General features: G+C 65.7%; 14 protein-coding genes, 1 pseudogene and 2 riboswitches. Of the genes and pseudogenes, 10 read left to right on the forward strand and 5 right to left on the reverse strand.

The features are described from left to right. The first annotated feature begins 25 nt into the window (after window positions 1-25). Window positions 26-823 carry a hypothetical protein gene (locus ACFJI2_RS13985; protein ID WP_377705571.1) on the forward strand — a complete coding sequence of 266 codons (798 nt, stop codon included), beginning with the start codon at window positions 26-28 and terminating at the stop codon, window positions 821-823. Window positions 824-851: 28 nt separating this feature from the next. Here ACFJI2_RS13985 and ACFJI2_RS13990 read toward each other — a convergent pair whose 3' ends face one another. Continuing rightward, the gene (locus ACFJI2_RS13990) at window positions 852-1,139 is read right to left on the reverse strand and encodes a hypothetical protein (RefSeq protein WP_377705572.1); all 288 of its coding nucleotides are present in this window, start codon (window positions 1,137-1,139) and stop codon (window positions 852-854) included. A gap of 125 nt (window positions 1,140-1,264) precedes the next feature. Next, window positions 1,265-1,351: riboswitch (glycine riboswitch) on the forward strand. Window positions 1,352-1,370: 19 nt separating this feature from the next. After that, window positions 1,371-1,476: riboswitch (glycine riboswitch) on the forward strand. A 55-nt stretch (window positions 1,477-1,531) separates the two neighbouring features. Here ACFJI2_RS13990 and gcvT point away from each other — a divergent pair. The 3 genes and pseudogenes from gcvT to gcvP all read left to right on the forward strand — a co-directional run bounded on the left by gcvT (window position 1,532) and on the right by gcvP (window position 6,109). Next, a pseudogene (gene gcvT, locus ACFJI2_RS13995) lies at window positions 1,532-2,654 on the forward strand (glycine cleavage system aminomethyltransferase GcvT). Window positions 2,655-2,690: 36 nt separating this feature from the next. Then, window positions 2,691-3,074 (forward strand): glycine cleavage system protein GcvH, encoded by a 384-nt coding sequence (gene gcvH, locus ACFJI2_RS14000; RefSeq protein WP_057157031.1) that lies wholly within the window; start codon window positions 2,691-2,693, stop codon window positions 3,072-3,074. A gap of 143 nt (window positions 3,075-3,217) precedes the next feature. After that, entirely contained in the window at window positions 3,218-6,109 is a 2,892-nt protein-coding gene (gene gcvP / locus ACFJI2_RS14005) for an aminomethyl-transferring glycine dehydrogenase (RefSeq protein ID WP_377705573.1), read from the forward strand. A 144-nt stretch (window positions 6,110-6,253) separates the two neighbouring features. Here gcvP and ACFJI2_RS14010 read toward each other — a convergent pair whose 3' ends face one another. After that, entirely contained in the window at window positions 6,254-7,939 is a 1,686-nt protein-coding gene (locus ACFJI2_RS14010; protein WP_377705574.1) for a hypothetical protein, read from the reverse strand. 164 nt (window positions 7,940-8,103) lie between these two features. Between ACFJI2_RS14010 and ACFJI2_RS14015 the strand changes: the two genes are divergently transcribed. The 4 genes from ACFJI2_RS14015 to ACFJI2_RS14030 all read left to right on the forward strand — a co-directional run bounded on the left by ACFJI2_RS14015 (window position 8,104) and on the right by ACFJI2_RS14030 (window position 15,193). Further along, window positions 8,104-11,391 carry a winged helix-turn-helix domain-containing protein gene (locus tag ACFJI2_RS14015; RefSeq protein ID WP_377705575.1) on the forward strand — a complete coding sequence of 1,096 codons (3,288 nt, stop codon included), beginning with the start codon at window positions 8,104-8,106 and terminating at the stop codon, window positions 11,389-11,391. Window positions 11,392-11,519: 128 nt separating this feature from the next. Continuing rightward, on the forward strand, window positions 11,520-11,693 hold the full coding sequence (locus ACFJI2_RS14020) for a hypothetical protein (RefSeq protein WP_377705576.1): 174 nt from the start codon (window positions 11,520-11,522) through the stop codon (window positions 11,691-11,693). A 75-nt stretch (window positions 11,694-11,768) separates the two neighbouring features. Further along, window positions 11,769-13,055: an HlyD family secretion protein gene (locus ACFJI2_RS14025; RefSeq protein ID WP_377705577.1), complete on the forward strand. Its 1,287-nt coding sequence runs from the start codon at window positions 11,769-11,771 to the stop codon at window positions 13,053-13,055. Window positions 13,056-13,072: 17 nt separating this feature from the next. Further along, entirely contained in the window at window positions 13,073-15,193 is a 2,121-nt protein-coding gene (locus tag ACFJI2_RS14030) for a peptidase domain-containing ABC transporter (RefSeq protein WP_377705579.1), read from the forward strand. A gap of 2 nt (window positions 15,194-15,195) precedes the next feature. On the opposite strand, the gene ACFJI2_RS14035 is transcribed toward ACFJI2_RS14030, so the two are convergent. After that, window positions 15,196-15,984, reverse strand: a complete 789-nt coding sequence (locus ACFJI2_RS14035; RefSeq protein ID WP_377705580.1) for a CCXG family PEP-CTERM protein — start codon at window positions 15,982-15,984, stop codon at window positions 15,196-15,198. Between ACFJI2_RS14035 and ACFJI2_RS14040 the strand changes: the two genes are divergently transcribed. Both ACFJI2_RS14040 and ACFJI2_RS14045 read left to right on the forward strand, forming a co-directional pair. After that, window positions 15,983-16,360 (forward strand): hypothetical protein, encoded by a 378-nt coding sequence (locus ACFJI2_RS14040; RefSeq protein WP_377705581.1) that lies wholly within the window; start codon window positions 15,983-15,985, stop codon window positions 16,358-16,360. The genes ACFJI2_RS14035 and ACFJI2_RS14040 overlap by 2 nt on opposite strands. A 35-nt stretch (window positions 16,361-16,395) precedes the next feature. Beyond that, the gene (locus ACFJI2_RS14045; RefSeq protein WP_377705836.1) at window positions 16,396-16,758 is read left to right on the forward strand and encodes a cupin domain-containing protein; all 363 of its coding nucleotides are present in this window, start codon (window positions 16,396-16,398) and stop codon (window positions 16,756-16,758) included. Window positions 16,759-16,768: 10 nt separating this feature from the next. Here ACFJI2_RS14045 and ACFJI2_RS14050 read toward each other — a convergent pair whose 3' ends face one another. After that, window positions 16,769-18,436 (reverse strand): peptide chain release factor 3, encoded by a 1,668-nt coding sequence (locus ACFJI2_RS14050; RefSeq protein ID WP_107869274.1) that lies wholly within the window; start codon window positions 18,434-18,436, stop codon window positions 16,769-16,771. Window positions 18,437-18,525: 89 nt separating this feature from the next. Then, complete coding sequence (locus ACFJI2_RS14055) at window positions 18,526-23,163, reverse strand: PilC/PilY family type IV pilus protein (RefSeq protein WP_377705582.1); 4,638 nt, start codon at window positions 23,161-23,163, stop codon at window positions 18,526-18,528. Window positions 23,164-23,187 lie beyond the last annotated feature (24 nt).

The following is a 23,187-nucleotide window of genomic DNA, read 5'->3' on the forward strand; positions in this document are numbered from 1 at the left end:
GCGCGGTTGGACCCGGAGGACACCTATGCAAGACCTGATCTCTGAATTAAACAGACTGTATTTATTGCCCGGCAATGCGCAGCAAGACGAGCTGATTCAGCGCCTGCAGGGGCAAAGCGGCGCGCCCATCACCCTGGCGGCCGGCGGGATGACGCGCGCCATTGTGATCGCCTTCCCCAAGCTCCCCGGCAGCGTCGAAGCCCAGCACTGGAGCTTGCTGTGCGGCGTCGCGAATGCCTTGCAGACCGAGCTAAAGCTGCCGGCCCCGGCCGTGAGCATTTCAGGCGACAGCGGCTACGGCTTGTGGCTGTCGCTGGCCAATCCGGTGCCGGTGGCGCAGGCGCAGGCCTTCCTCGGCCTGCTGCACGCCGCCTACTTCCCCGAAGCGGACCTGGCCGCCGAGGCGGCCGGCACCCCGGTAGAGCTGCCTCCGTGCCTGCATCCGGACAGCGGCAAATGGGCCGCCTTCATCAATCCAGGCCTCGGCGCCTCCTTCGCGGACGAGTCCGGGCTGGACATGGCCCCGCCGCACGCGGGCCAGGCAGCGCTGCTGGACGGACTGGACAGCATCACCGACGAGCAACTGCGCTACGCGCTCGCCAGGCTGCAGCAACTGCCGGCCAGCCAGCAGGCCGCCGCCCGCGCAGCGGCAACAGCCCCGGCACAGGCCGAGCCATCCGCCCAGGCCACCGTGCACGCCGCCCCTGCCTCCGCAGCCGCGCCGGATGGCCTGCTGCTGAAAGACGCCACGCTGGAAGACATCGTCAATTTCCTGCATTCAAAGAACATCGAACCCACCTTCCGGCACCTGATCCGAAAATGACGCACAACAATGCCGTCGCGCGCCGCGCTCAGTTGCCCCAGTTGGTGAAGATACCCACCGCCAGTTCCGCCCATATATAGAGCAGCCCGCAGGCCAGCACCGCGCCGGTGATGATGCGGGTGCGCGCGCTGCGGGCCTTCCACGTCAGCAGCACGTACAGAAAACCGGTGCCGAGCAGCAGGACGCCTGCGGCCACGAAATCGAACAGGTCCCAGGCCACCTCGTCGGTGAACTGCATCGCCAGCAGCGGCACCATCAATATGGCGGCCGCCGCCAGCACCACGATTGCCATGCTTTTAGCCAGTTTCTGATCCATTTGAGCTCCCCTATTCGCGTAGAACGGCCACTTTGACGCCGCATTGTGAAGCCATGATGCATTTTGCGTGAAGTTGCGCCCTGCCCTGCAAGATTGACATCCCGACCCTTCTGGCATATATTCCACAGTCTTGATCGGGAGAGGGCAAACTCGCGTTGCCGCCGAAGGGGCACTACCCAAAAACTCTCAGGCAAAAGGACCGGTCAAGGGCCAGCGGCGCACCGCGCAGCTGGGTCAAACTCTGGAGAGCGGCTGCGGCGTCACGCCGGCAGCCCACCGAAGGGGCGTGCGGATTCCCATCCGCTATCTCTCAGGTACCAAGGACAGAGGGGTTCGTCGCATTGTGCTGTGCATTTTGCTTCTGTTAACTCCTATATCTATTGGACTGCCCCATGACGCTCAAAGCGACCCCACTCAATAACGCTCACCGCGCCCTCGGCGCCCGCATGGTCGATTTCGGCGGCTGGGACATGCCAGTCAACTACGGTTCGCAGATCGAGGAACACCACGCGGTGCGCACCGACGTCGGCATGTTCGACGTGGCCCACATGTGCGTGGTCGACATCAAGGGCGACAACACCCGCGCCTTCCTGCGCGGCCTGCTGGCCAACAACGTCGACAAGCTGCAAGTATCCGGCAAGGCGCTGTACTCCTGCATGCTGAACCCGCAAGGCTTCGTGATCGACGACCTGATCGTCTACTTCATCAACGAAAGCTGGTTCCGCCTGGTGGTCAACGCCGGCACGGCTGAGAAAGACGTGGCCTGGATGCAGGCGCAAAACGAAGCCACCGGCTCGGGCGTGACCATCACCCAGCGCCGCGATGGCGCCGACGCCATGGCCCTGATCGCCGTGCAAGGCCCGAACGCCCGCGCCAAGGTGTGGGAAGTGATCGCCGGTTCGCAAGCCGCCACCGCCGACATGAAGCCATTCAACGTGGCCTTCGTGCAAGACACCCCGTTCGGCGAGGCGATGATCGCCCGCACCGGCTACACCGGCGAAGACGGCTTCGAGATCGGCGTGGCCGCCGGCCAGGCCGAGGCGCTGTGGAACGCCCTGAACGCCGCCGGCGTGAAGCCTGCCGGCCTGGGCGCGCGCGATACGCTGCGCCTGGAAGCCGGCATGAACCTGTACGGCCAGGACATGGACGAAACCGTGAACCCGCTGGACGCCGGCCTGGCATGGACCATCGACCTGGTCTCCGAGCGCGACTTCGTCGGCAAGGCCGCCTTGCAGGCCATGGGACAGAACGCCCAGTTCGTGGGCCTGATCCTGCGCGAAAAAGGCGGCGTGCTGGCGCGCGCACCAGAAAGTCATCGTGGCCGGCAGCGAGCGGACCGGCGAGATCACCAGCGGCACCTTCAGCCCGACCATGCAGCAGGCCATCGCCCTGGCGCGCGTGCCGAACGGCGTGAACGTGGGCGACACCGTGCACGTGGAAATCCGCGACAAGAAACTGGCCGCCACGGTTGTGAAGCTGCCGTTCGTGCGTAACGGTAAAATCCTGGTAGCCTGACCCCACCTTTAAGAACATAACCAACTGGAGCCCCACATGAGCAATATTCCTGCAGACCTGAAGTACACCGAGTCCCACGAATGGGTACGCGCTGAAGCTGACGGCACCGTGACCGTCGGCATCACCGAGTTCGCGCAGGACGCGCTGGGCGATATCGTGTTCGTCGAACTGCCGAAAGTCGGCACCACCTACGGCGCCGGCGACGACGCCGCCGTGGTGGAGTCGGTGAAAGCCGCTTCCGACATCTACGCGCCGATCGCCGGCGAAGTAGTGGCCGTGAACGACGCCGTGGTCGATGCCCCTGAATCGATCAACACCGACGCCTACGCCGCCTGGCTGTTCAAGATCAAGCCAGCCGACGCCGGCGCGATCAACGGCCTGCTCGACGCGGCCGCCTACGGCAAGACCACCGACGCGTAATTAGCGTCTGCGCGCTGCGTAGGGCGGGTTAGCGCAACGCGCGTAACCCGCCGGAGCCGCCCGAGCCGCCGGCGCCGCATGCATGGCGGGTTACGCGTTTCACGCGAACCCGCCCTACGAATACTTCTTCTCCCTCCGCCATCATGACCCGTACCAGCCTGACCCAACTCGAAGCACGCGATGCCTTCATCGCCCGCCACATCGGCCCGGACGCCAACGAGCAGCAGCAAATGCTCGACGTGCTCGGCTACGCCACGCGCGCCGCGCTGATCGATGCCATCGTGCCGCCCTCCATCCGCAACAAGAGCGCCCTGCCGCTCGGCCAGTTCTACGAGCCGATGCCGGAAACCACCGCGCTGGCCAAGCTGAAAGGCATCGCCTCGCAGAACAAGGTGCTCAAATCGCTGATCGGCCAGGGTTACTACAACACCCACACGCCTGGCGTGGTGCTGCGCAACATCTTCGAGAATCCGGCCTGGTACACCGCCTACACCCCATACCAGCCTGAGATTTCCCAAGGCCGCCTGGAAGCGATTCTGAACTTCCAGCAGGTGATCACCGACCTGACCGGCATGGGCATCGCCAACGCGTCCATGCTGGACGAAGGCACCGCCGCCGCCGAAGCCATGACGCTGATCCAGCGCGTGGGCAAGTCCAAGTCGAACACCTTCTACGTCGCCAACGACGTGCTGCCGCAGACCCTGGAAGTGGTGCAGACCCGCGCCCTGCCGCTGGGCATCACCGTGAAGGCCTTCGACCCGGCCGAACTGGCTGGCGTGTCGGATGCCTTCGGCGTGCTGCTGCAGTACCCTGGCGTAAGCGGCGTGGTGCGCGATTACCGCGCCGCCGTGGAAACCGTAAAAGCCACCGGCGCCATGGTGGTGGTCGCTGCCGACCTGCTGGCCCTGACCATGCTCACGCCGCCGGGCGAATGGGGCGCGGACGTGGTGGTCGGCAACTCGCAGCGCTTCGGCGTACCGCTGGGCTTTGGCGGCCCGCACGCCGGCTACCTGTCCACCCGCGACGACTTCAAGCGCTCCATGCCGGGCCGCCTGGTCGGCGTGACCATCGACCAGCAAGGCAACAAGGCCTACCGCCTGGCACTGCAGACCCGCGAGCAGCACATCCGCCGCGAAAAAGCCACCTCCAACATCTGCACCGCGCAGGTGCTGCTGGCCGTGATCGCCTCGATGTACGCCGTCTACCACGGCCCCGCCGGCCTGCTGCAGATCGCCAACCGCGTGCACCGCTACACCGGCATCCTGGCCGCCAACCTGCGCACGCTGAGCTACTCGATCAATGACAGCTTCTTCGACACGCTGACCGTCAAGACCAGCAACGCCGCCGCCCTGCACGCGGCCGCGGAAGCGAACGGCGTGAACCTGCGCAAGATCGACGCCAACCACGTCGGCGTGTCGCTGGACGAGACCATCACCCGCGAAGACATCGCCACGCTGTGGACCGTGTTCGCCACCGGCATTGCCAACGCCCCTGCCGCACCGGACTTCGACAGCGTGGAAGCCGGCGTGAACAACAGCTTCCCCGAAGCGCTGGCCCGCAGCTCGGCCTACCTGACGCACCCGGTGTTCAACCGCTACCACTCCGAAACCGAAATGCTGCGCTACCTGCGCAGCCTGGCCGACAAGGACCTGGCGCTGGACCGCACCATGATCCCGCTCGGCTCGTGCACCATGAAGCTGAACGCCACCAGCGAAATGGTCCCGGTCACCTGGCCCGAGTTCTCCAGCATCCACCCGTTCGCGCCCAACGAGCAGACCGTGGGCTACCGCGAAATGATCGCCCAGCTGGAAGAGATGCTGTGCGCCGTCACCGGCTACGCCGCCGTGTCGCTGCAGCCTAACGCCGGTTCGCAGGGCGAATACGCCGGCCTGCTGGTGATCCAGAAGTACCACCAGTCGCGCGGCGAAGGCCACCGCAATATCTGCCTGATCCCGTCGTCGGCGCACGGCACCAACCCGGCATCGGCCAATATGGTCGGCATGCAGGTGGTGGTCACCGCCTGCGACGAGCGCGGCAACGTGGACCTGGCCGACCTGAAAGCCAAGGCCGAGCTGCACTCGAAGAACCTGGCCTGCGTCATGGTCACCTACCCTTCGACCCACGGCGTGTTCGAAGACGGCATCCAGGAACTGTGCGACATCATCCACGCGCACGGCGGCCAGGTCTACATCGACGGCGCCAACATGAATGCGCTGGTGGGCGTGGCCGCACCGGGCGCGTTCGGCGGCGACGTGTCGCACCTGAACCTGCACAAGACCTTCTGCATCCCGCACGGCGGCGGCGGCCCTGGCGTCGGCCCGATCGGCGTGGGCGCGCACCTGGCCAAGTTCCTGCCTAACCAGCGCTCGAACGGCTATGTGCGCAGCGAAGACGGCATCGGCTCGATCTCGGCGGCGCCGTTCGGCTCCGCATCGATCCTGCCGATCTCGTGGATGTACATCGCCATGATGGGCGGCGAAGGCCTGACGGCGGCCACCGAAACCGCGATCCTGAACGCGAACTACATCGCGCGCCGCCTGGCGCCGCACTACCCTGTGCTGTATTCGGGCCACGACGGCCTGGTGGCGCACGAGTGCATCCTGGACCTGCGTCCGCTGACCGATGCCACCGGCATCAGCAACGAAGACGTGGCCAAGCGCCTGATGGACTTCGGCTTCCACGCGCCGACCATGAGCTTCCCGGTTCCCGGCACGCTGATGATCGAGCCGACCGAATCCGAGGCGAAGGCCGAGCTGGACCGCTTCATCGACGCCATGATCGTGATTCGCGGCGAGATCGCCAAGGTGGAAAGCGGCGAGTTCGACAAGGCGAACAACCCGCTGAAGTTCGCGCCGCATACGGCCGAGGTGCTCACGTCCGACAACTGGGACCGCAAGTACAGCCGCGAAGTGGCTGCCTTCCCCGTACCGTCGCTGCGCAAGCAGAAGTACTGGCCTACCGTGGGCCGCGCCGACAACGTCTACGGCGACCGTAACCTGATGTGCGGCTGCGCGCCGATCAGCGATTACGAGTAACACGCCGCACTGCAGGCGGGTTACGGCGCTGCGCGCCTGACCCGCCCTACGCACCGCATCATATGGCCCATCACATGGCGCACGATGCGGCGCATTGTAGGGCGGGTTAGGCGGCACGCCGTAACCCGCCAGCTTCCCGGCCTCTCACCAGCCGATATCCAGCTCGATATTCCCATCATCATTCAGCTGAACGCGGCGGCAGCCCGGCTGCGGACCGGCAGGCAGCACCAGCTGGCTGGCCATCTGCGCAAACAACTGCGTGGCCGCCTCGCTGAATCCGCTTACCACTTCCTGCTGCAGCACCGCCAGGCTGGCCGGATTGCCTTCCCATTCATTGCTCAGCTTGTTCATATTGAGCAGATGCCCCAGCGCGTCGGACACCATATACATGCCCACCACACCCGAATCGGTGGCCGCAGGCGAGCGCTTGGGCGTCACCGCCACGCGCACCGCGCCGTGGTCGTCCGCCACGAACTGCAGCCGCATGGCCCAGTGCATGGTGCTGCGCGCCCAGCCCTTGCCGAGGTTGACCTTGCGGTTAAACAAGGCCATCTTCTGGCTGGCGCGGTCCCATTCATAGCGCATCAGCGAGCTGTACAGGTCCACCGTCAGGCGCGGCACGCCCATGCTGTCCGGCTGGCTGGACACGGTGACGCTGAATTGCAGGTCCTGCTCGGATTCGCGCACATGCGACAGGCGGTTGCCCTCGCGCCAATGCAGCAGCACGTGGTCGCGATAGCCCCAGCCGCTGGCGTTCGGCACGAACACGGCGCGCGCGCCATTGTCCATGGTGGCCGACACGCCGGATTTTTCATTGAACGATTCTTCGCGGTTCAGGCCGCCGTCCGGCGCCACCCGCAGGTTGCGGTAATCCGGCAGCTGGGTCAGGCGTTGCTGGATGGGATCGATCAGCAGCGGCTTCAGGAAGCGCTTGAAGAACACCTCGCGCGACAGCACCGCGCGCGCCGCGCAGCCGGGCGCATAGCCGGGACGCAGCGCCGCCAGGCCGGGACCGCCGGCCACGCCGCGCCCGTCCGAACTGGCCTTGCGGCCCAGCATGTGCAGCAGGTTCAGCGTACCCGCCGCAGCCACGCTGACGCTGCCTGGCTGCAGTTTGCTCAGCGCGTCCTCGCCCGGCGTGGCGCGCACGGCGGCGTAGCCGAGCACGAACGGCGAACCGCCCGCGGCCTGCTCCCTCAGCCAGGCACCGATGAAATTGACAAAATTGCCAGCCAGCACGGTATTCTCCGTGCCCAGCTGGCTGCGCGCCGGATCGGCATGCATCAGGTCGCTATGGTCGAAGTCCAGCGCCAGCGCGTGCAAGCGGTAGCGGGTTTCGTCGAAACGCATCAGCGCACGCGCGCAGTCCGGGCTGGCGCCCTGCATGGCGTCGGCCAGCGCCACCGGTTCCAGCTGCAGTTTGACATTGAAGGTCAGTTTCCACCCTGCAACAGATTGCTTGAGCACGTTGCTGCGGTTGCCGAAGCCGTTGTAGAAGCTCATGTTGCCGCTCGTAAACAGCAACTCCAGGCTGGCGCTGCGCGGCGTGCTGGCGTCCAGGGTCAGGTGCGGGACGGCCAGGCGCACCCGGTCGGCATCTTCGCCGCCTATCTTAAGGCCGGCCTTTTCCAGGTTGCCTACGAGAACTTCCGACGGCAATTTGCCGGCCTTTTGCAAACCCGACAACTGAGCGCGCAGCGTCTCCGGCGCCAGCGCCCAGACCAGGTCGTAGCCGCCCAAAGCGGCCGGCGCGTGCAAGGCCGAGCCGTGCGGCGGCAAGCTCATCGTGCGCATGCCTCCCGCTTCGACGGCGTTGCTAAAGGTAAACATGGATACATTTGACATCTTATATTCTTTCTTGAGGAAATGCTAATATCTAGCCTAATGGCATGAATGTACTGTAATGTTGATTACCTTCCGGCGCCTTCCTGAAATCTTCCGGACACGCAAGGTATTGATTTTTATCAAGAAATAATTTGATCATAGGCAGCACAATGAGCGACAGGGGCTTTCGCTTCGGCGAATGGCAAATCAATCCAGACAGCAATACGTTGCATAATGGAAACGAAAGTAGTCAGCTGGAACCACGTGCAATGGACGTTCTGCGCTATCTGTGCCGTCACGCCGGTGCCGTTATCCCGGCCGAGGAGCTGCTGCAAGCCTGTTGGGGCAATGTGGAACTGGGCGACAATCCGGTGCACAAAGCCATTACGCAGCTGCGCCGCGCGCTCGGCGATTCGAGTACCGAACCGCGTTTCATCGAAACCATCCGCAAGCGCGGCTACCGCGCCATCGCGGCGGTGACCGCCAACGTGGCGGCCGATGAGGGCGGCTGGCTGCAGGGTTCCCCCTTCCGCGGCCTGGAGGCTTTCCAGGAAAACCACGCCGCCGTGTTCTTCGGCCGCATGCAGGCCGTCGCCCAGTTGCGCGACGTGGTGCGCAAGCAAACCACGGCCGGCTGCGCGATGGCCCTGGTGCTGGGTCCGTCCGGCTCCGGCAAGACTTCGCTGGTGCGTGCCGGCCTGCTGCCGCAGCTGATGAAAAGCCTGAGCAGCGTGGCCGAGCCGGTGGCGCTGGAATGCACGCTGTACATGGATTGCGCGGATCTGGCCGAAGGCGGCCTGTTCCAGGCCCTGGCCGCGGTCCTGCTGGACACCGAACTGGACGGCAAGCTGATCTTCAGCGGCGACAATGCCGAAGCGCTGGCCAAGCGGCTCGAGAGCGCACACAGCGAAGCGGTGGTTGAGCGCCTGCACACGGGCGGACGGCGGCCACGCGTGGGCCTGTTTGTCGACCGCCTGGAAGCGGTGTTCCGCGCGCCCGGCGTGAACGACGAAGTGCGCACCCGCTTTGTGTCCTTGCTGGAACAGCTGGCCCGCTCCGGCGCGGTGCTGGTGATGTTGGCCTGCCGCAACGATTTCTATCCCGACGTGATCGCCCTGCCCGCACTGATGGCGCTCAAGGCGCGCGGCGGCCATTTCGACCTGAGCCCGCCGGAAGGGGCGGACATCGCCCAGATCGTGCGCCAGCCCGCGCGCGCGGCCCAGCTGCGCTTCGAGCAGGACCCGGTCAGCGGCGCCAGCCTGGACGACGTGCTGTGCGACGCCGCGCGCGGCAGCCCGGACACCTTGCCGCTATTGCAATACTGCCTGAACGAGCTGTACCGCCAGCGCAGCGAGGACGGCACCCTGCGTTTCGCCGTCTTCGAGCAGCTCGGCGGCATCGACGGCGCCATCGCGGCGCGCGCCGAACAGGTGGTGGAGGCGCTGGAACCGTCGCAGCGCGCCGCCCTGCCGCATGTGCTGTCGCTGCTGGTGGACATGTCGGAAGAACAAGGCGCCGTGACCGCGCGGCGCGCGGCCTGGTCCTCGCTGCACGGCGCGGAAGCGCAGGCGCTGGTGCGGGCGCTGGTCGAGGCGCGCCTGTTCGTGAGCGAACTGGCCAGCGACGTGGCCAGCTTCGGCGTCACCCACGAAGCGCTGCTGCGGCGCTGGCCGCGCGTGGCAGAGTGGATCGAGCAGCACCGCCACGCGCTGCAGGTGCGCACCCGCATCGGCCACGACGCCGAGCGCTGGGCCGCCGCCGGCCGTCCGCGCGACCTGCTGCTGCCGCGCGGCAGCCAGGTCAACCAGGCGCGCGCGCTGCTGGACATGGACGGCTTCACGCTGGCGCCGCAGGAACAAGAATACGTGCGCGTGTCGGTGCAGCGCGTCAAGCTGGCCGAACGCATCAAGGTGGCCATGACCGCCGGCGTGACCATGCTGGCGGTGCTGGCCGTGATTCTCGGCATCGCGGCCCGCAACGCCGAGCGCGACGCCGAGCAGCAGCGCACCGAGGCCGAAGGCCTGATGAGCTACATGCTGGGCGAATTCGTGGAAAAGCTGCGCCCGCTGGGCCGGCTCGACCTGCTGGACGGCATCAGCGGCAAGGCGCTGGCCTACCTGTCCGCCGCGCAAAGCAAGGACGCCAGCCCGACCACCCTGTCGCAACGCGCCAAGGCGCTGCATGTTATTGCCGAGGTGAACATCGCGCGCTCCAATTTCGCCAAGGCCACCGAAGCCCTGCAGGCCGCGCACAGCATCCTGATGGAGCTGGAACACAGCAATAGCGACCGCAAAGTGCTGTACAAGACGCTGGGCGCGAACGCCTTCTACCAGGGCCAGATACATATGCTGCGCGGGGAACTGGAGCTGGGCGAGAAAATGTTCACCGAGTACCGGGTGCACAGCGACAGCCTGGCCGCAGCCGATCCGGACGACAGCGACGGCTGGATGGAGCAATCCTACGCGCACAGCAACCTCGGCGCCATCGCCATGCGAGGCGGCCGCTACGCGGCGGCGGCGGACGCCTTCGCCGCCTCGGTACAGCTCAAGCAGCGCGCGCTGTCCGCGCAGCCCGGCAGCACCAAGCTGCCGGCCGACCTGTCCAACACCTTGTCCTGGCTGGCCGAAGCCAAGTCCAAGCTGGGCTTGCTCAGCGAGGCGCGGGCCTTGTACCAGCGCGAGGAAGAATTGCTGCGCCCGCTGCACAACGCGGCGCCCAACGACGCCCTGTGGACCTATCGCCTGGCCAACGCGCTGACCTTCCAGAGCGAACTGCTGCTGGCCATGGGCCAGCAAAGCGAGGCGCGCGCCAAACTGCGCAATGCGGAAACCCTGCTGCTTGAAGTGGTCAAGCAGGACCCGAGCAACCGCCACTGGCAAACCGGGCTTTACACGGTGCAGATGAAGCTGTTCGACATGGACAGCGAGTTCGGCCAGGCCGACGAGGCCCTGCCCCGGCAACAGGCGCTGCTCGGCAAACTGGATGGCATGCGCAGCAACGACGGCAAGCCGGACCCGGTCAGTCTGCAGCAGCTGATCGCCGTGGCGCAGCAGTCGCTGGCAGCCACCCAGATCAAGCTGCGCCAGTGGGCGCCAGCGCGGCGCCAGCTGAACGAGAGCACGGCCGTGCTGGAGCGCCTGTATGCCGGCAGCAAGAGCGCGACGCAGGCGGCGCCCCGCCTGGCCAACGGCCTGCTGATGCAGGCGCAACTCGAACGCGCCACCGGCAACGGCGACGCGGCGCGCAGCGCCTGCCTGCAAGCCCAGCAGGTACTGGCCGGGCGGGCCGAGCAGAGCTACGACTACGCGCTGCTGGCGCCGTATGTGCGCGCGCACTTCTGCACCGGCGACCAGCTCCGCGTGGCGGAACAGCAAGGCCGGCTGGAGCGCATGGCCTACAAGGAAGCCTATTACCAGCAAGCGCTGGCGGCGCCGCCCAGCCGCCCTGCCAAGCCATGAACGATTTTACCGAAGGTGTAGCAAGCGAACCCGCGCACGCGTGTTCATTTATTAAGTAGTTTCATGAAGTAGTTTCATCAAGTAGTTTTATCGAGCAGTTCTTATCGCAATCAACCAAGGAGTTCATCATGCTGAAAAACATCATCGCTAGCCTGACCCACGTCCACGCCGCTCCAGCAGCGCCAGCCATCCGCGAACTGTCGGCCATGGAAGTGAACGCCGTCGCCGGGGGCCCGGAAATGGGCCACGACGTGCAGCCGAACGCCATGGCCCTGGCCCTGCCGCCAGTGCCACAAGCGTAAGCATCCCCTGAAGCAAGCCGGGCCGGCCACGAGCCGGCCCGGCTCCTCACCGCAGCGCCATATGACTATCCCAGCATGAACAGCCTGTTCCGCGAACAGGCTGTCACCCACAAAACCCAACGATTCCACGGCACCGTCGTCCTTGCGCGCACCTGGGGCTATCCCGCGCTAACGCTGCTGTTTTGCGCCATCATCGGCGCCATCATCGCGTTCGCCCTCAATTTCGGCTTCACCCGCAAGGAAACCGTCAGCGGCATGCTGGTGCCGGAGCGCGGCAGCGTGCGCCTGGCCACGCCGCAGGCCGGCGTCATCAGCCGCTTGTACGTCAGCGAAGGCCAGGCCGTGCGCGCCGGCGACCCGCTCTACCTGCTGTCGAGCGAACGCACCAGCGCCAGCGGCGCCACCCAGGCCGCCGTCAACCAGTCGCTGCAGGCGCGCATCGCGCATTTGCAGCAGGAACTCGAACAACAGGGCCAGCAGCGCGGCAACAAGGGCGAGGAACTGGCGCAGCGCCTGGCCAACCTCACGGCCAGCCTGCGCCAGATCGACAGCGAACTGGCGCTGCGCCGCCAAAAAGTGCAGATCATGCGCGAAGTGACCCGCAACGTCGCCGATCTGGCGCGCGACGGCGCCGTGTCGCGCAATGCCGCCAGCGACAAGGCCGCCGAGCTGGTGGAACAGGAAGCGCGCATTGCCGCGTTGGAAGTGACCCGCCTGGCAACCCAGCGCGACATCGGCGCGCTGGCAGCCAGCCGCGCCGACCTGCCGCTGCAAAGCGGGCGCGAAGCGTCGCAGTTGCAGCGCGATATCGAAGCGCTGAAGCAAGCGGCCAGCGAGAGCGAAGCGCGGCGCGAGTTGCTGGTGCGCGCCGAGCAGCCCGGCCGCGTGGCCGCCATCGTGCTCGACCAGGGCCAGGCCGTGACCGCCGACCAGCGCGTGGCCAGCCTGCTGCCGCAGGACAGCGTGCTGGAAGCGGAACTGTACGTGCCCACCCGCGCGGCCGGCTTCATCCGTCCCGGCACCCAGGTGCTGCTGCGCTATGACGCTTTCCCGTACCAGAAATTCGGGCAATTCACGGGCCGCGTGCGCGAAATCTCGCAGGCCACGGCGCCGCTGGGCGAACTGCAGCGCGCCGGCGGCTACGCAGCCGGCGCAGCGGGGGCATCGGGCGCCCCCGCGCTCGCCGCCACCGAGCCCGTCTACCGCATCCGCGTCCGGCTCGACGCGCAACAGATCGATGCCGCCGGCCAGCGGCGCGCCCTCATGCCCGGCATGCAGCTGGGCGCCACGCTGGTGCTGGAGCAGCGCACGCTGGCCGAATGGGCGCTGGAGCCCTTGCTGGGGATGAAGGGCCGGCTATGAAGAAAGAAGCACGCTGAATGATCAACCTGGGATGGCGCCGCAAGGCGCAGGTCTTCCTGCAAACGGAAGCCACTGAATGCGGCCTGGCCAGCCTGGCCATGGTGGCCGACTACCACGGCTACCGCACCGGCCTGGCGGCGCTGCGGCTGCGCTTTCCGATTTCACGCAAGGGCGCCACGCTGGAGAGCCTGATGCGCATCGCGCGCGCGCTCAAGCTGGAGAGCCGGCCGCTGCGCCTGGAACCGGCCAACCTGCCCGAGCTGGCCCTGCCCTGCATCCTGCACTGGGACATGGACCACTTCGTGGTGCTGGTGTCGGTGTCGGCGCGCCACGTCGTCATCCACGACCCGGCCGTGGGCCGGCGCAGCATGACGCTGGCCGAATTCGGCAAGCATTTCACCGGCGTGGCGCTGGAACTGCGCCCCGCCACCGACTTCCGCCCGGCGCGCCAGGAACTGCAGTTCACGCTGCGCGGCCTGATGGGCCACATCACCGGCCTGCGGCGCGGGCTGGGCCAGATCCTGTTGCTGACGCTGGGCCTGGAATGCATCGCCATCGGCCTGCCCTTCTTCCTGCAATGGGTGGTGGACCAGGCGCTGCTGTCGGCCGACCGCGACCTGCTGGCCACGCTGGCGCTCGGCTTCGGCATGCTGGTACTGATCCAGGCGGCCATCACCGCCGTACGCGGCTGGTTCGTGGTCGCGCTCAGCGCGAGCATGAACTTCCAGTGGTTCGGCAACGTGTTCTCCCACATGATGCGGCTGCCGCTGGAATATTATGAAAAGCGCCATGTCGGCCGCATCATCGCCAGCTTCGGCTCGATCGGCGCCATCCAGAAAACCCTGACCACCGGCTTCGTCCAGGCGCTGGTGGACGGCGTGATGGTGCTGGGTACGCTGGCCATGATGATGCTGTACAGCCGCACCCTGGCCGCGGTGGCGGTGGGCGCGGTGGCGCTGTACGCCCTGCTGCGCTGGAGCCTGCTGTACGCGCTGCGCGACGCCACCGCCGAGCAGATCATCCACTCGGCGCGCCAGACCACGCACTTTTTCGAGACCGTCAACGGCGTGCAGAGCGTGCGCCTGTTCGGCAAGGGCGAGCAGCGCCGCGCCGGCTGGCTCAACATCCTGGCCGAGCAGTTCAATGCCGAGCTGCGCATGCAGCGCCTGACCATCAGCCACGACACCGCGCGTACCCTGCTGTTCGGCGCCGAGCGCATCCTGGTGGTGTGGCTGGCCGCGCGCGCCGTGCTGGACCATGAATTCACCGTGGGCATGCTGTTCGCGTTCATCGCCTACCAGGACCAGTTTTCGCAGCGCCTCGGCGCGCTGATCGACAAGCTGGTGGAGTTCCGCATGCTGCGCCTGCACGGCGAACGCGTGGCCGACATCGTGCTGACGGAAACCGAAGCCGAAGGCCCGCACGACGCCGATGAACCGGACCTGCCGGCCAGCGCGCCCAGCCTGGAATTGCGCGGCGTGGGCTTTCGCTATTCGCCCACCGAGCCGCTGGTAGTCGACCAGGTGGACTTGAAAATCGAGGCCGGCGAATGCGTGGCCATTACCGGCGCCTCCGGTTGCGGCAAAACCACGCTGATCAAGATATTGCTGGGATTATTAGCGCCGGAGCACGGCGAAGTATTGGTGGATGGCGTGCCGATTAAACGGCTGGGATTGACTAATTACCGCCAGATGATAGGCACGGTAATGCAGGAGGACCGCATGTTTTCCGGCTCGGTGGCGGAGAATATCAGCTTCTTCGATCCGGAACCGGACTGGCAGCGGATACGCGCCTGCGCGCAGCAGGCGGCGGTACACCACGAAATCGAGAATATGCCGATGGCTTATAACACCATTACCGGCGATAACGGCATCGGCATCAGCGGCGGCCAGAAACAGCGCATATTGCTGGCGCGCGCTTTGTACCGCCGCCCGAAAATCCTGGTACTGGATGAAGCCACCAGCGAACTCGATATCGCCAACGAGAAAAGCGTCAACGCCACCATCCACGCCCTGGGCCTGACGCGCATCATCGTGGCGCACCGCCCGGAGACCATCGCCATGGCGGAACGCGTGATTGTCATCAGGAACGGGCGTATCGAGCCGGAAGCATGCCAGATTCTGGCAGCTTCGTGCTGATTTCAGGCATTCTTGCGGCGGCGGCGGGCCACGCCCATTACCGCCATGCCGAAGCCGGCCAGCGCCAGCGTGCCCGGTTCCGGCACTGCGTTATGGCCGTCCGTATTGCTGAATGAGGTGAATTGGCCATTGCCAATTTTGAATTGCGCCTGTTGCGCGCCGTCGCAGCAGTTTTCAAAGCCGTAAATAGTCAGCGTGTGGTTGCCCTTGGCCAGCTGATTAACGCTGAAGTCCAGGTATTGGGACGGGTTCGAATAGCTGGTATCCCAGAAATCGCCGCTGAAATAATCCTTGCCCACACCATCCAGGAATATCGCTCCGCCGCGGCCGAAATCCGGCGAGGCGCGGAAGGCCCAATTCGCGGCGCTGTCCACGTTAAAGGTGATCGTGGCTTTCCACGCGAAATTCTGCATGCCGCCGAATAAGGCGGTATGCGTCAGGTGATCATAGGACGTGACATAGGTGCTGGCATAGCTTGCACCTTGCAGCGCAGTTTCCACCGCGCTTTTATAAGCGTTGGCGTTATTTTGTGCGCCAGTGGTGGAAGTGGCGGTTTCAACTTTGATGACGCTGGCGTGGCTGGCGGCACACGCCGCGAGGGCGATGGCGGCGGCAAAAATCTTGTGGTTCATAGGAGAAATTTCGATATCTTGATGGCAATAGATGTTATTGTAATGCAAATCCCGGTTTACGCAAAGCGGCACCTGTTTTGTGCTGTGCAACACACAACACGTTCCATTGATTTTGCAAAAAGAGTAAGATAACAACTCATTGTTCAGGAGGACGGCCATGAAGCAATCGATCAAGGCGGCTTTGATTTCGGCCCTGCTGTTCCCGGGCCTGGGGCAGATACTGGTGCTCAAGCGCTACGCGCGCGGCTGCATCTTCCTGCTGCCCACACTGGCGGGTACGCTATACATCCTGCGCGTCGCCATGGCGCAGGTCAATGTGCTGGCCGGACAACTGGCCAACGGCACCCTGCCCTTCGATATCACGATGATCGCCCAGCAAATCGCCGCGTCGCGCACCAACGGCCCGGCCATGACGGCGGCCACGCTGGCCTGCGTGCTGTGCTGGTCGGCCAGCATACTGGACGCGATATTCTTCGGCAACGACCAGCACTACCACCATCCCCACGCATCCCATCCTCAGCAAGGACAATCATGAACACCGCGCGCTACGCGGCAGCACTGCTGCTGCCCATGCTGCTGCCCCTGCTGCTCCCGCTGGCTGGCGCGCAGGCGCAAGGCATCAAGCGCAGCGTGGTGACCAAGGCCGACGTGTCCACGCCCGGCCGCGAGGCGGTGGTGGCCAACGTGGAGATTGCGCCGGGCGTGGTGGCCGGACGTCATACCCATCCGGGAGACGAGATCAGCTATGTGACGGAAGGCGAAGGGGAATTACTGATCGACGGCGAAACCCCGCGCCGCGTGAAAGCGGGCGAAGCCTTCGTGATCAAGGCCGGCGTGGTCCACGACGCCCGCAACACCGGCACGGTGCCGATGAAGCTGGTGGGCGTGTACGTGGTGGAAAAGGGGCAGCCGCTGGCCACCCCTGCCAAATAAACAGTACGGCTTAGCTCAGCTTCGCCGCGTGTTCGCGCGTGGCGTGGAACTGCAGCTTGGGCCAGCGCTCCTGGGTCAGGCGCAGGTTGACGCTGGACGTTGCCAGGTAAGCCATATTGCCGGCCGCGTCATAGGCCACATTGTGGCCCAGCGCCGCCTCGAAGTCCGCCAGCGCCTTCTTGTCGTCCGACGATACCCAGCGCGCGCTGCTGATGCTGGTGCCTTCGAACACGGCATCCACGCCGTACTCGTTCATCAAACGGCTGGCCACCACTTCAAACTGCAGCACGCCGACCGCGCCCAGCACCAGCTCGCCGCCCTGTACCGGCTTGAACACCTGCACCGCGCCTTCTTCGCCCAGCTGCTGCAAGCCCTTGTGCAGCTGCTTGATCTTCAGCGGGTTGCGGATGCGCACCTGGCGGAAGAAATCCGGCGCGAAGTACGGAATGCCGGTGAACGTCAGCAGCTCGCCTTCCGAGAAGGAGTCGCCGATCTGCATATTGCCGTGGTTGGGCAGGCCGATGATGTCGCCGGCGTACGCCTCTTCCACCTGCTCGCGCGACGATGCCATGAACGTCACCACCGACGACACTTTCACTTCGCGCCCCAAGCGCAGATGCTTGACCTTCATGCCGCGCTCGAAGCGGCCCGAGCATACGCGCAGGAAGGCAATGCGGTCGCGGTGCGCCGGGTCCATATTGGCCTGGATCTTGAACACAAAGCCGGTAAACGGCTGCTCGGTCGGCTCCACCACGCGCACGGTGGCGTCGCGACCACGCGGCGCGGGCGCCCAGTCGACCAGCGCCGACAGGATCTCGCGCACGCCGAAGTTGTTGATGGCCGAACCGAAGAATACCGGGGTCTGCACGCCGGCCAGGAATTGCTCCAGGTCGAACGGATGCGAGGCGCCGTTGACCAGTTCCACTTCCATGCGCAGCTGATCCATTTCCAGTGGGAACATTTCCTGCAGGCGCGGGTTGTCGATGCCCTTGATGATTTCCACCGCCTGGTCGGCGCTTTCCGAGCCGGCGCGGAACAGCAGGATCTCGTCGTTCAGCAGGTGGTACACGCCGCGGAAGTTCTTGCCCATGCCGATAGGCCAGGTCACCGGCGCGCACTGGATCTTGAGCACCGATTCCAGTTCGTCCAGCAGTTCCAGCGGATCGCGGCATTCGCGGTCCAGCTTGTTCATGAAGGTGACGATGGGCGTGTTGCGCATGCGGCACACGTCCAGCAGCTTGATGGTCTGCGCTTCCACGCCCTTGGCGGCGTCGATCACCATCAGCGCCGAGTCCACCGCTGTCAGCACGCGGTAGGTATCTTCCGAGAAGTCCTGGTGGCCGGGGGTGTCGAGCAGGTTGATGATGTGGTCGCGGAAGTCGAACTGCATCACCGAGGACGCTACGGAAATGCCACGCTGCTTCTCGATCTCCATCCAGTCCGAGGTGGCGTGGCGGCCGCTCTTGCGCGCCTTGACCGTGCCGGCCATCTGGATCGCGCCCGAGAACAGCAGCAACTTTTCGGTCAGCGTGGTTTTACCCGCATCCGGGTGGGAAATGATGCCGAAAGTGCGGCGGCGCGCCGTTTCGCGCGCGATCAGCGCCGGGGTCTTGCCGCTGGCGGCTACCGGGGCGTCGTCTTGGGTATCAGGAATGCTGTTGTCGATGTCGTTGGCCATGTTCGCGACCATAACAATGGCCCCGCGTAAAACCCGCTATTTTACACGGGGCCAGCCTTCCCCTCAATCTCGCCTTGATCGATGCCGCATCAATCGATCTTGATGCGGCGCCAGCCGGCGCGGTGGGCGGCGGTCGACTCCAGCTCGATCAGCGGCCGGGTCAGCGTTTCGCCCTTGGCGGTGGTGGTGATCATCTTCAGCTCGCCCTTCGGCAGGCGCACGATGATGAAGCCCACCGCCGCCGACGTGTTCGACAGCGTGCTGCCGGCCACGGTGTCGATCGCCGCGTTGCCGTTGCACACATTGACCGCGTAGGCGTTGCTGGTGCCGCCCACCGAGCACGACGAGGACGAGGTCGGCATATTGGTCACCACGTTGGCCACGCCGGAGACCACTTTCGGGTCCAGGTTCATGCGCTCGCCCTTGTTCAGCGACCAGTCGAAGTACCAGCCATCCTGCGTCACCAGGTTCACCGCATTGCTGCTGATGGTGTAGGTGTTGACGTTGCTGCTGGCGCCTTGCAGCGCCAGCGTCTGCTTGACCATGCGGGTGCCGCGCGCGGTGATGCAGGGGGTGCTGCTGCAGGTGTCGGCATCCTTCACCAGGTACAGGCTCTGCAGGTCGATATTGACGGTGTCGGGCACGTCCAGCAGGCGGCCGGTGCCGAACAGCACCACGCGCTGGGCGAAGTCGGTCTGCTCGCCGGTAGTCTCGTCGGTGCGCGTCGCCTTGCACAGCGTGACCTCGGGGCGCGTGGTGATGGGCTGCAGGTCGCCGGTGGTGGACATCAGGCGCACGGTGAGCGCGTTGACGTCGAAGCGCCACAGCTGGCCCTGGTTGTCGCCGCCGTACACAAACGTCACGGCCGGATCGGTGGCCGGGTTATTGGTGATGGCGGTGATCTTGGCCAGGCCGGACGGCGTGGTGGTGTTGCCCGCGCCGGTGTCGATCTTCTGCAGGATGGCGCCGGTGGCCACGTCGATGATGAACAGGAAGCCCTTGCCGCTGCCGCCGGCCACGCCGTCGATGCCCGGCACGTTGTTGTAGCCGGAGGTGACGAATACCACCCACTGGCCGCGCCAGGTGCCGAACTGCGGATTACCGAAGGTCAGGCCCAGGTCGGGGTCCGCGTGGGCGCACACGGTGCTGTCGGCGCAGGTTTCCCACAGCGCCTTCGGCGCGGTCGGGTCGGTCACGTCCAGCGCGTAGTAGCCGCGTCCGCCGCCGTTCAGGCCGGCCACCAGCACGGTTTTCCACGCGCCGCCGATTTCCACGTCCGCCACTTCGGGCGAGCCGTCGGTGCTGAACTGGTGGTTGGTGCCGTAGGTGGTGCTGGCCAGCGCGTGCAGCTTCTTCATCGTGATGCGCGGCACATAGGCCCACAGTTCGTGGCCGTCCGAGGCGCGGAAGGCGTGCAGCATGCCGTCGTTGGCGGCCGTAAACACGGTCGGCACGCGCTCGGCGGTCCACTTGGTGCGGTAGGCCTCGTAGGTGGCCGACGGATAGCCCTTGCGCGGCTCGCGCAGGTAGGCCGGCTTGGACGAGGCGATGTCGCCCAGCACGATGGGCACCGGACCGGACTGGCCGGCGGGGGTGTTCGTGGTCAGGCTGTAGGCGCGGAACAGCTCGTCGTTCGCGTAAGTCTGTTCGCCGCGCAGCCAGTTCACCATATTGGCACCGTCATTGACGGTAGCGCGGTCTGCGGTGGACAGCAGCGTGCATTGCGCCAGCGCCAGGCATTTGTTGCTGAACCAGCCCTGCATCAGTGGCGAGGCCGTCATATTGGCATAGCGGAACTCGGTCAGCGCGGTGGTGCCGGCCGGGTCCAGCATGTAGATGCTGCGTCCGCCCAGGGCGGCCGACTTGCCGGCGGCGCCGGCGATGGCCTGCGGGCCGACGGTATCCGAGCTGATCCACGTCGGCGTGGTGCCGACGATGCCGGTGGCCGGATCGATCTTCTTGTCCGACAGCTCGCCGTACCATTTCACGGTGGTGAAGGTGTCCGAGAAGATGTCGTTGTCCTGCAGCGAGATGTTCGGCGTCGAGGTAGCCGCCGCGGCCGCCGCGCCCACCGTCACCTGCATATTGGCCAGCGCCGAGGCCAGGCCTTCCACCACTTCCTTGGGCTCGTTGGCGCTGAAGTACTTGCCGTGGCCGGCGATGGCGGCGTGCCACAGGTCGTCCACCCGCTCCTGCACGGTGCTGGCGGTGCTCGCGGTCTGCGGGTCCGGCCACACGTAGGCGCCGTTGTTGTTCCACGGGCAGCCCGAGGCGGCGCCGGTGATCAGGTTGAAGAAGTCGCCTCCCGGCTTGGGCGCGGTGTCGTAGTTCGCCTCGTAAGTCATCACGCCGTCCATGCCCAGGCCCAGCGTGTAGGTGTTCATGTGCAGGTGGGTGTTCTCGCCGCCGGCGGCCGGCACCTGGCCCGGCTTGGTCATGTCCGGTTCCAGCGAGGGGCGCAGCGACACGGTGCCGGTGCTGGAGCCGCCGTTGTACCAGTGCAGCGCCACGTCCGAGATCGACGGCTGGGTTTGCGCGCGCTTGTCCACGCAGCCGCGCGCCTGGGTGCAGAAGCGCGACGGGTTCTCCACGTTGTCGTTGTTGACCACGTTGTCGGTGGTGCTGCCGTTCCAGTAGCCGTCCGTGGTCAGGATCAGGAAGTTGGGCTGGCAGGGGAACTGGACCACTTCCTGCCCTGCCCCGTATTCGTACGGGCTGAGGTTGGCGTACATGCGGCCAACGTTGTCCATCGCCGCGCGGATCGGGGTGGAGCCGCTGGTGGTGGTGTTGTACAGCGTGCTGTACCAGGTGGTGCGGGCGCTGCCGGAGAAGTCGGTCGGCTTCATGTCGATGGCGCCGCCGACGGCCGCCTGCGACAGGCGCACGAAACCCGCGCGGTAGTTGCTGTTCAGCGCGGCAAAAGCGATGCCGACCGAGGTCTTCATCATCTGCAGGCGGCTCTTGTAGTACGTGTACCAGTTGGCGAAGTTGGTCATCTCCTCGGCATAGGTGCAGGTGGCGCCGGCGCAATCGACGCGGTCGGCGCTCTTCGGATAGGTGGCGCCGCTGGTCAGGTTGACGCGCACAAAGGTGCTGGGCGGCTCGCTGCCGGACGAGATGGCGGCGGTGGTGGTCGGAATGGCGTCGCTCACCTGGGGCGCGGCGGCCACGTAGCCGCTGCCGGCGCTGGTGCCGAAGGTGATGCCGCTCAGGGTGCCGACCGACGGCGTGTTGGAATTACTGGTGGCGGTCGTATCGACCAGGCAAATGCTGTTGCCGCTCAAGCCGTCGCATGCGGGCGTGACGTTGTTGCCGGCCGCATAGGCGCGGATATTGCCGCTGGTGCCGATGGCGCTGATGATGCTGGCCGCCACCTGGGCGGCGGTCCTGTTCTTGCCGATGGCCAGGTTGCTGATCAGGGAAACGCCGCCCCAGCTCAAACCGCTCAGCGACGGATTGCCGGAGTTGGAGGTGGTGCCGCTGACAGTGATGACCGCTGTCGGCGAGACGCGCGTGACGGCCGCCGACACCACCACGCTGGGCGCGTTGACAGTGATGCCCCAGCCGGCGCGGCTGTTGTCCGTCACCGGCAGGCAGCTGGTGGCCGACTTGGTGCCGCTGCACACCACGCCGATCACCGCCACCACGTTTTCAGCGGTAAGCGTGATGCCATAGCTGGAACAGGCCGGCACGGTGGTCTGGCCGATCGGCGTTTTCACGCAGGCATAGTACTGGTTGGTCAGCCCGGTCTTGGCGATGATGCTGGCCGCCAGCGCGCTGGCCATGGTCTGCTGCTTGAGCGCGGTGTTGGTGCCGTTCGGTGCGGTCACCGTGCCGTTGGTGATGGTGCGCGCAGTGCTCGGGTCCGGAATGGTGACGCTGGTGATGGTCAGCGCGCTGCTGCTGGACGAGGCGCCGATGGCGATGGTGCCGAAGGCCGCCACGCCGCCGCTGGCGGTCGAGTAGCGCGGATAGATGTAGCTGCCGACGCGCTTGGCCTGGCAGTTGATCAGCGCGGTCTCTTTGCACCAGCGCACCTTCACCGGCACCGGGTAGCCGGCCGGCGCCGTCCCGCCGGCGGCCGTCGAACGGCACGTGGTCATGGTGTCGTCGGTGCAGAACTCGGCTACCGCAATGTTGTAGTAGTACGGGCTGGTCTCGATCGCCGTCGCAGTGCGGTAGGTGGCGTCCGGGTAGGTGTAGGTGGCGCTGTTGACGCGGCAGTCGCTGGTGTTGTTCGGGTCGCACCACTTCAGGTCCGGGAACTCGGTCAGCAGGTTGATCTCGGTGTCGCTGCTGGCGTACAGGTTCCGGTTGTAGACGCCGAAGCCGTCGCTGGCCACCTTGGTCCAGCCGGTGGTGTTGGCCGAGGTCTGCTCCTTGTAGTAGGTGCCGTCGGCCTTGATCGGCGGCTGGTAGCGGATCTTGGGATTGTAGTACTGGCGGTTGAAGTCGGCCGCCATGAACGGCGGATGGCCCACGTTACAGGCCATGGTGCCGTTCGACAGCTTGGCGCCGGAGCGGCACAGGTTGTCGTTCACGTAGTCCGGCGTGTAGTGCTGCTCCATCGAACCGGAGTTGTCGAACAGCAGCATCAGGTTGGGCTTGACGGTGCCGGTGCCGGCGATGTTCAGCAGCGGCACTTGCGCGATCTGCGTGGTGCCGCCCCAGGCGGGCGGACACAGCACGGCGAGCAGGCAAGCGAGCTGGAAGGTGAGCTTATTCATGGTTCGGGTCCTGTCAATTCTTTC

Source organism: Pseudoduganella sp. UC29_71, from assembly GCF_042693265.1.
Taxonomy (GTDB): Bacteria; Pseudomonadota; Gammaproteobacteria; order Burkholderiales; family Burkholderiaceae_D; genus Rugamonas.

Excerpts from the sequence above, each read along its gene's own strand:
- ACFJI2_RS14045 (WP_377705836.1), top strand. The coding sequence starts at position 16,396 with ATGCTGCTGCCCCTGCTGCTCCCGCTGGCTGGCGCGCAGGCGCAAGGC.
- ACFJI2_RS14015 (WP_377705575.1), top strand. The coding sequence starts at position 8,104 with ATGAGCGACAGGGGCTTTCGCTTCGGCGAATGGCAAATCAATCCAGAC.
- ACFJI2_RS14030 (WP_377705579.1), top strand. The coding sequence starts at position 13,073 with ATGATCAACCTGGGATGGCGCCGCAAGGCGCAGGTCTTCCTGCAAACG.
- gcvH (WP_057157031.1), top strand. The coding sequence starts at position 2,691 with ATGAGCAATATTCCTGCAGACCTGAAGTACACCGAGTCCCACGAATGG.
- gcvP (WP_377705573.1), top strand. The coding sequence starts at position 3,218 with ATGACCCGTACCAGCCTGACCCAACTCGAAGCACGCGATGCCTTCATC.
- ACFJI2_RS14035 (WP_377705580.1), bottom strand. The coding sequence starts at position 15,984 with ATGGCCGTCCTCCTGAACAATGAGTTGTTATCTTACTCTTTTTGCAAA.
- ACFJI2_RS13990 (WP_377705572.1), bottom strand. The coding sequence starts at position 1,139 with ATGGATCAGAAACTGGCTAAAAGCATGGCAATCGTGGTGCTGGCGGCG.
- ACFJI2_RS14040 (WP_377705581.1), top strand. The coding sequence starts at position 15,983 with ATGAAGCAATCGATCAAGGCGGCTTTGATTTCGGCCCTGCTGTTCCCG.
- ACFJI2_RS14010 (WP_377705574.1), bottom strand. The coding sequence starts at position 7,939 with ATGTTTACCTTTAGCAACGCCGTCGAAGCGGGAGGCATGCGCACGATG.
- ACFJI2_RS14020 (WP_377705576.1), top strand. The coding sequence starts at position 11,520 with ATGCTGAAAAACATCATCGCTAGCCTGACCCACGTCCACGCCGCTCCA.
- ACFJI2_RS13985 (WP_377705571.1), top strand. The coding sequence starts at position 26 with ATGCAAGACCTGATCTCTGAATTAAACAGACTGTATTTATTGCCCGGC.
- ACFJI2_RS14050 (WP_107869274.1), bottom strand. The coding sequence starts at position 18,436 with ATGGCCAACGACATCGACAACAGCATTCCTGATACCCAAGACGACGCC.
- ACFJI2_RS14025 (WP_377705577.1), top strand. The coding sequence starts at position 11,769 with ATGAACAGCCTGTTCCGCGAACAGGCTGTCACCCACAAAACCCAACGA.
- ACFJI2_RS14055 (WP_377705582.1), bottom strand. The coding sequence starts at position 23,163 with ATGAATAAGCTCACCTTCCAGCTCGCTTGCCTGCTCGCCGTGCTGTGT.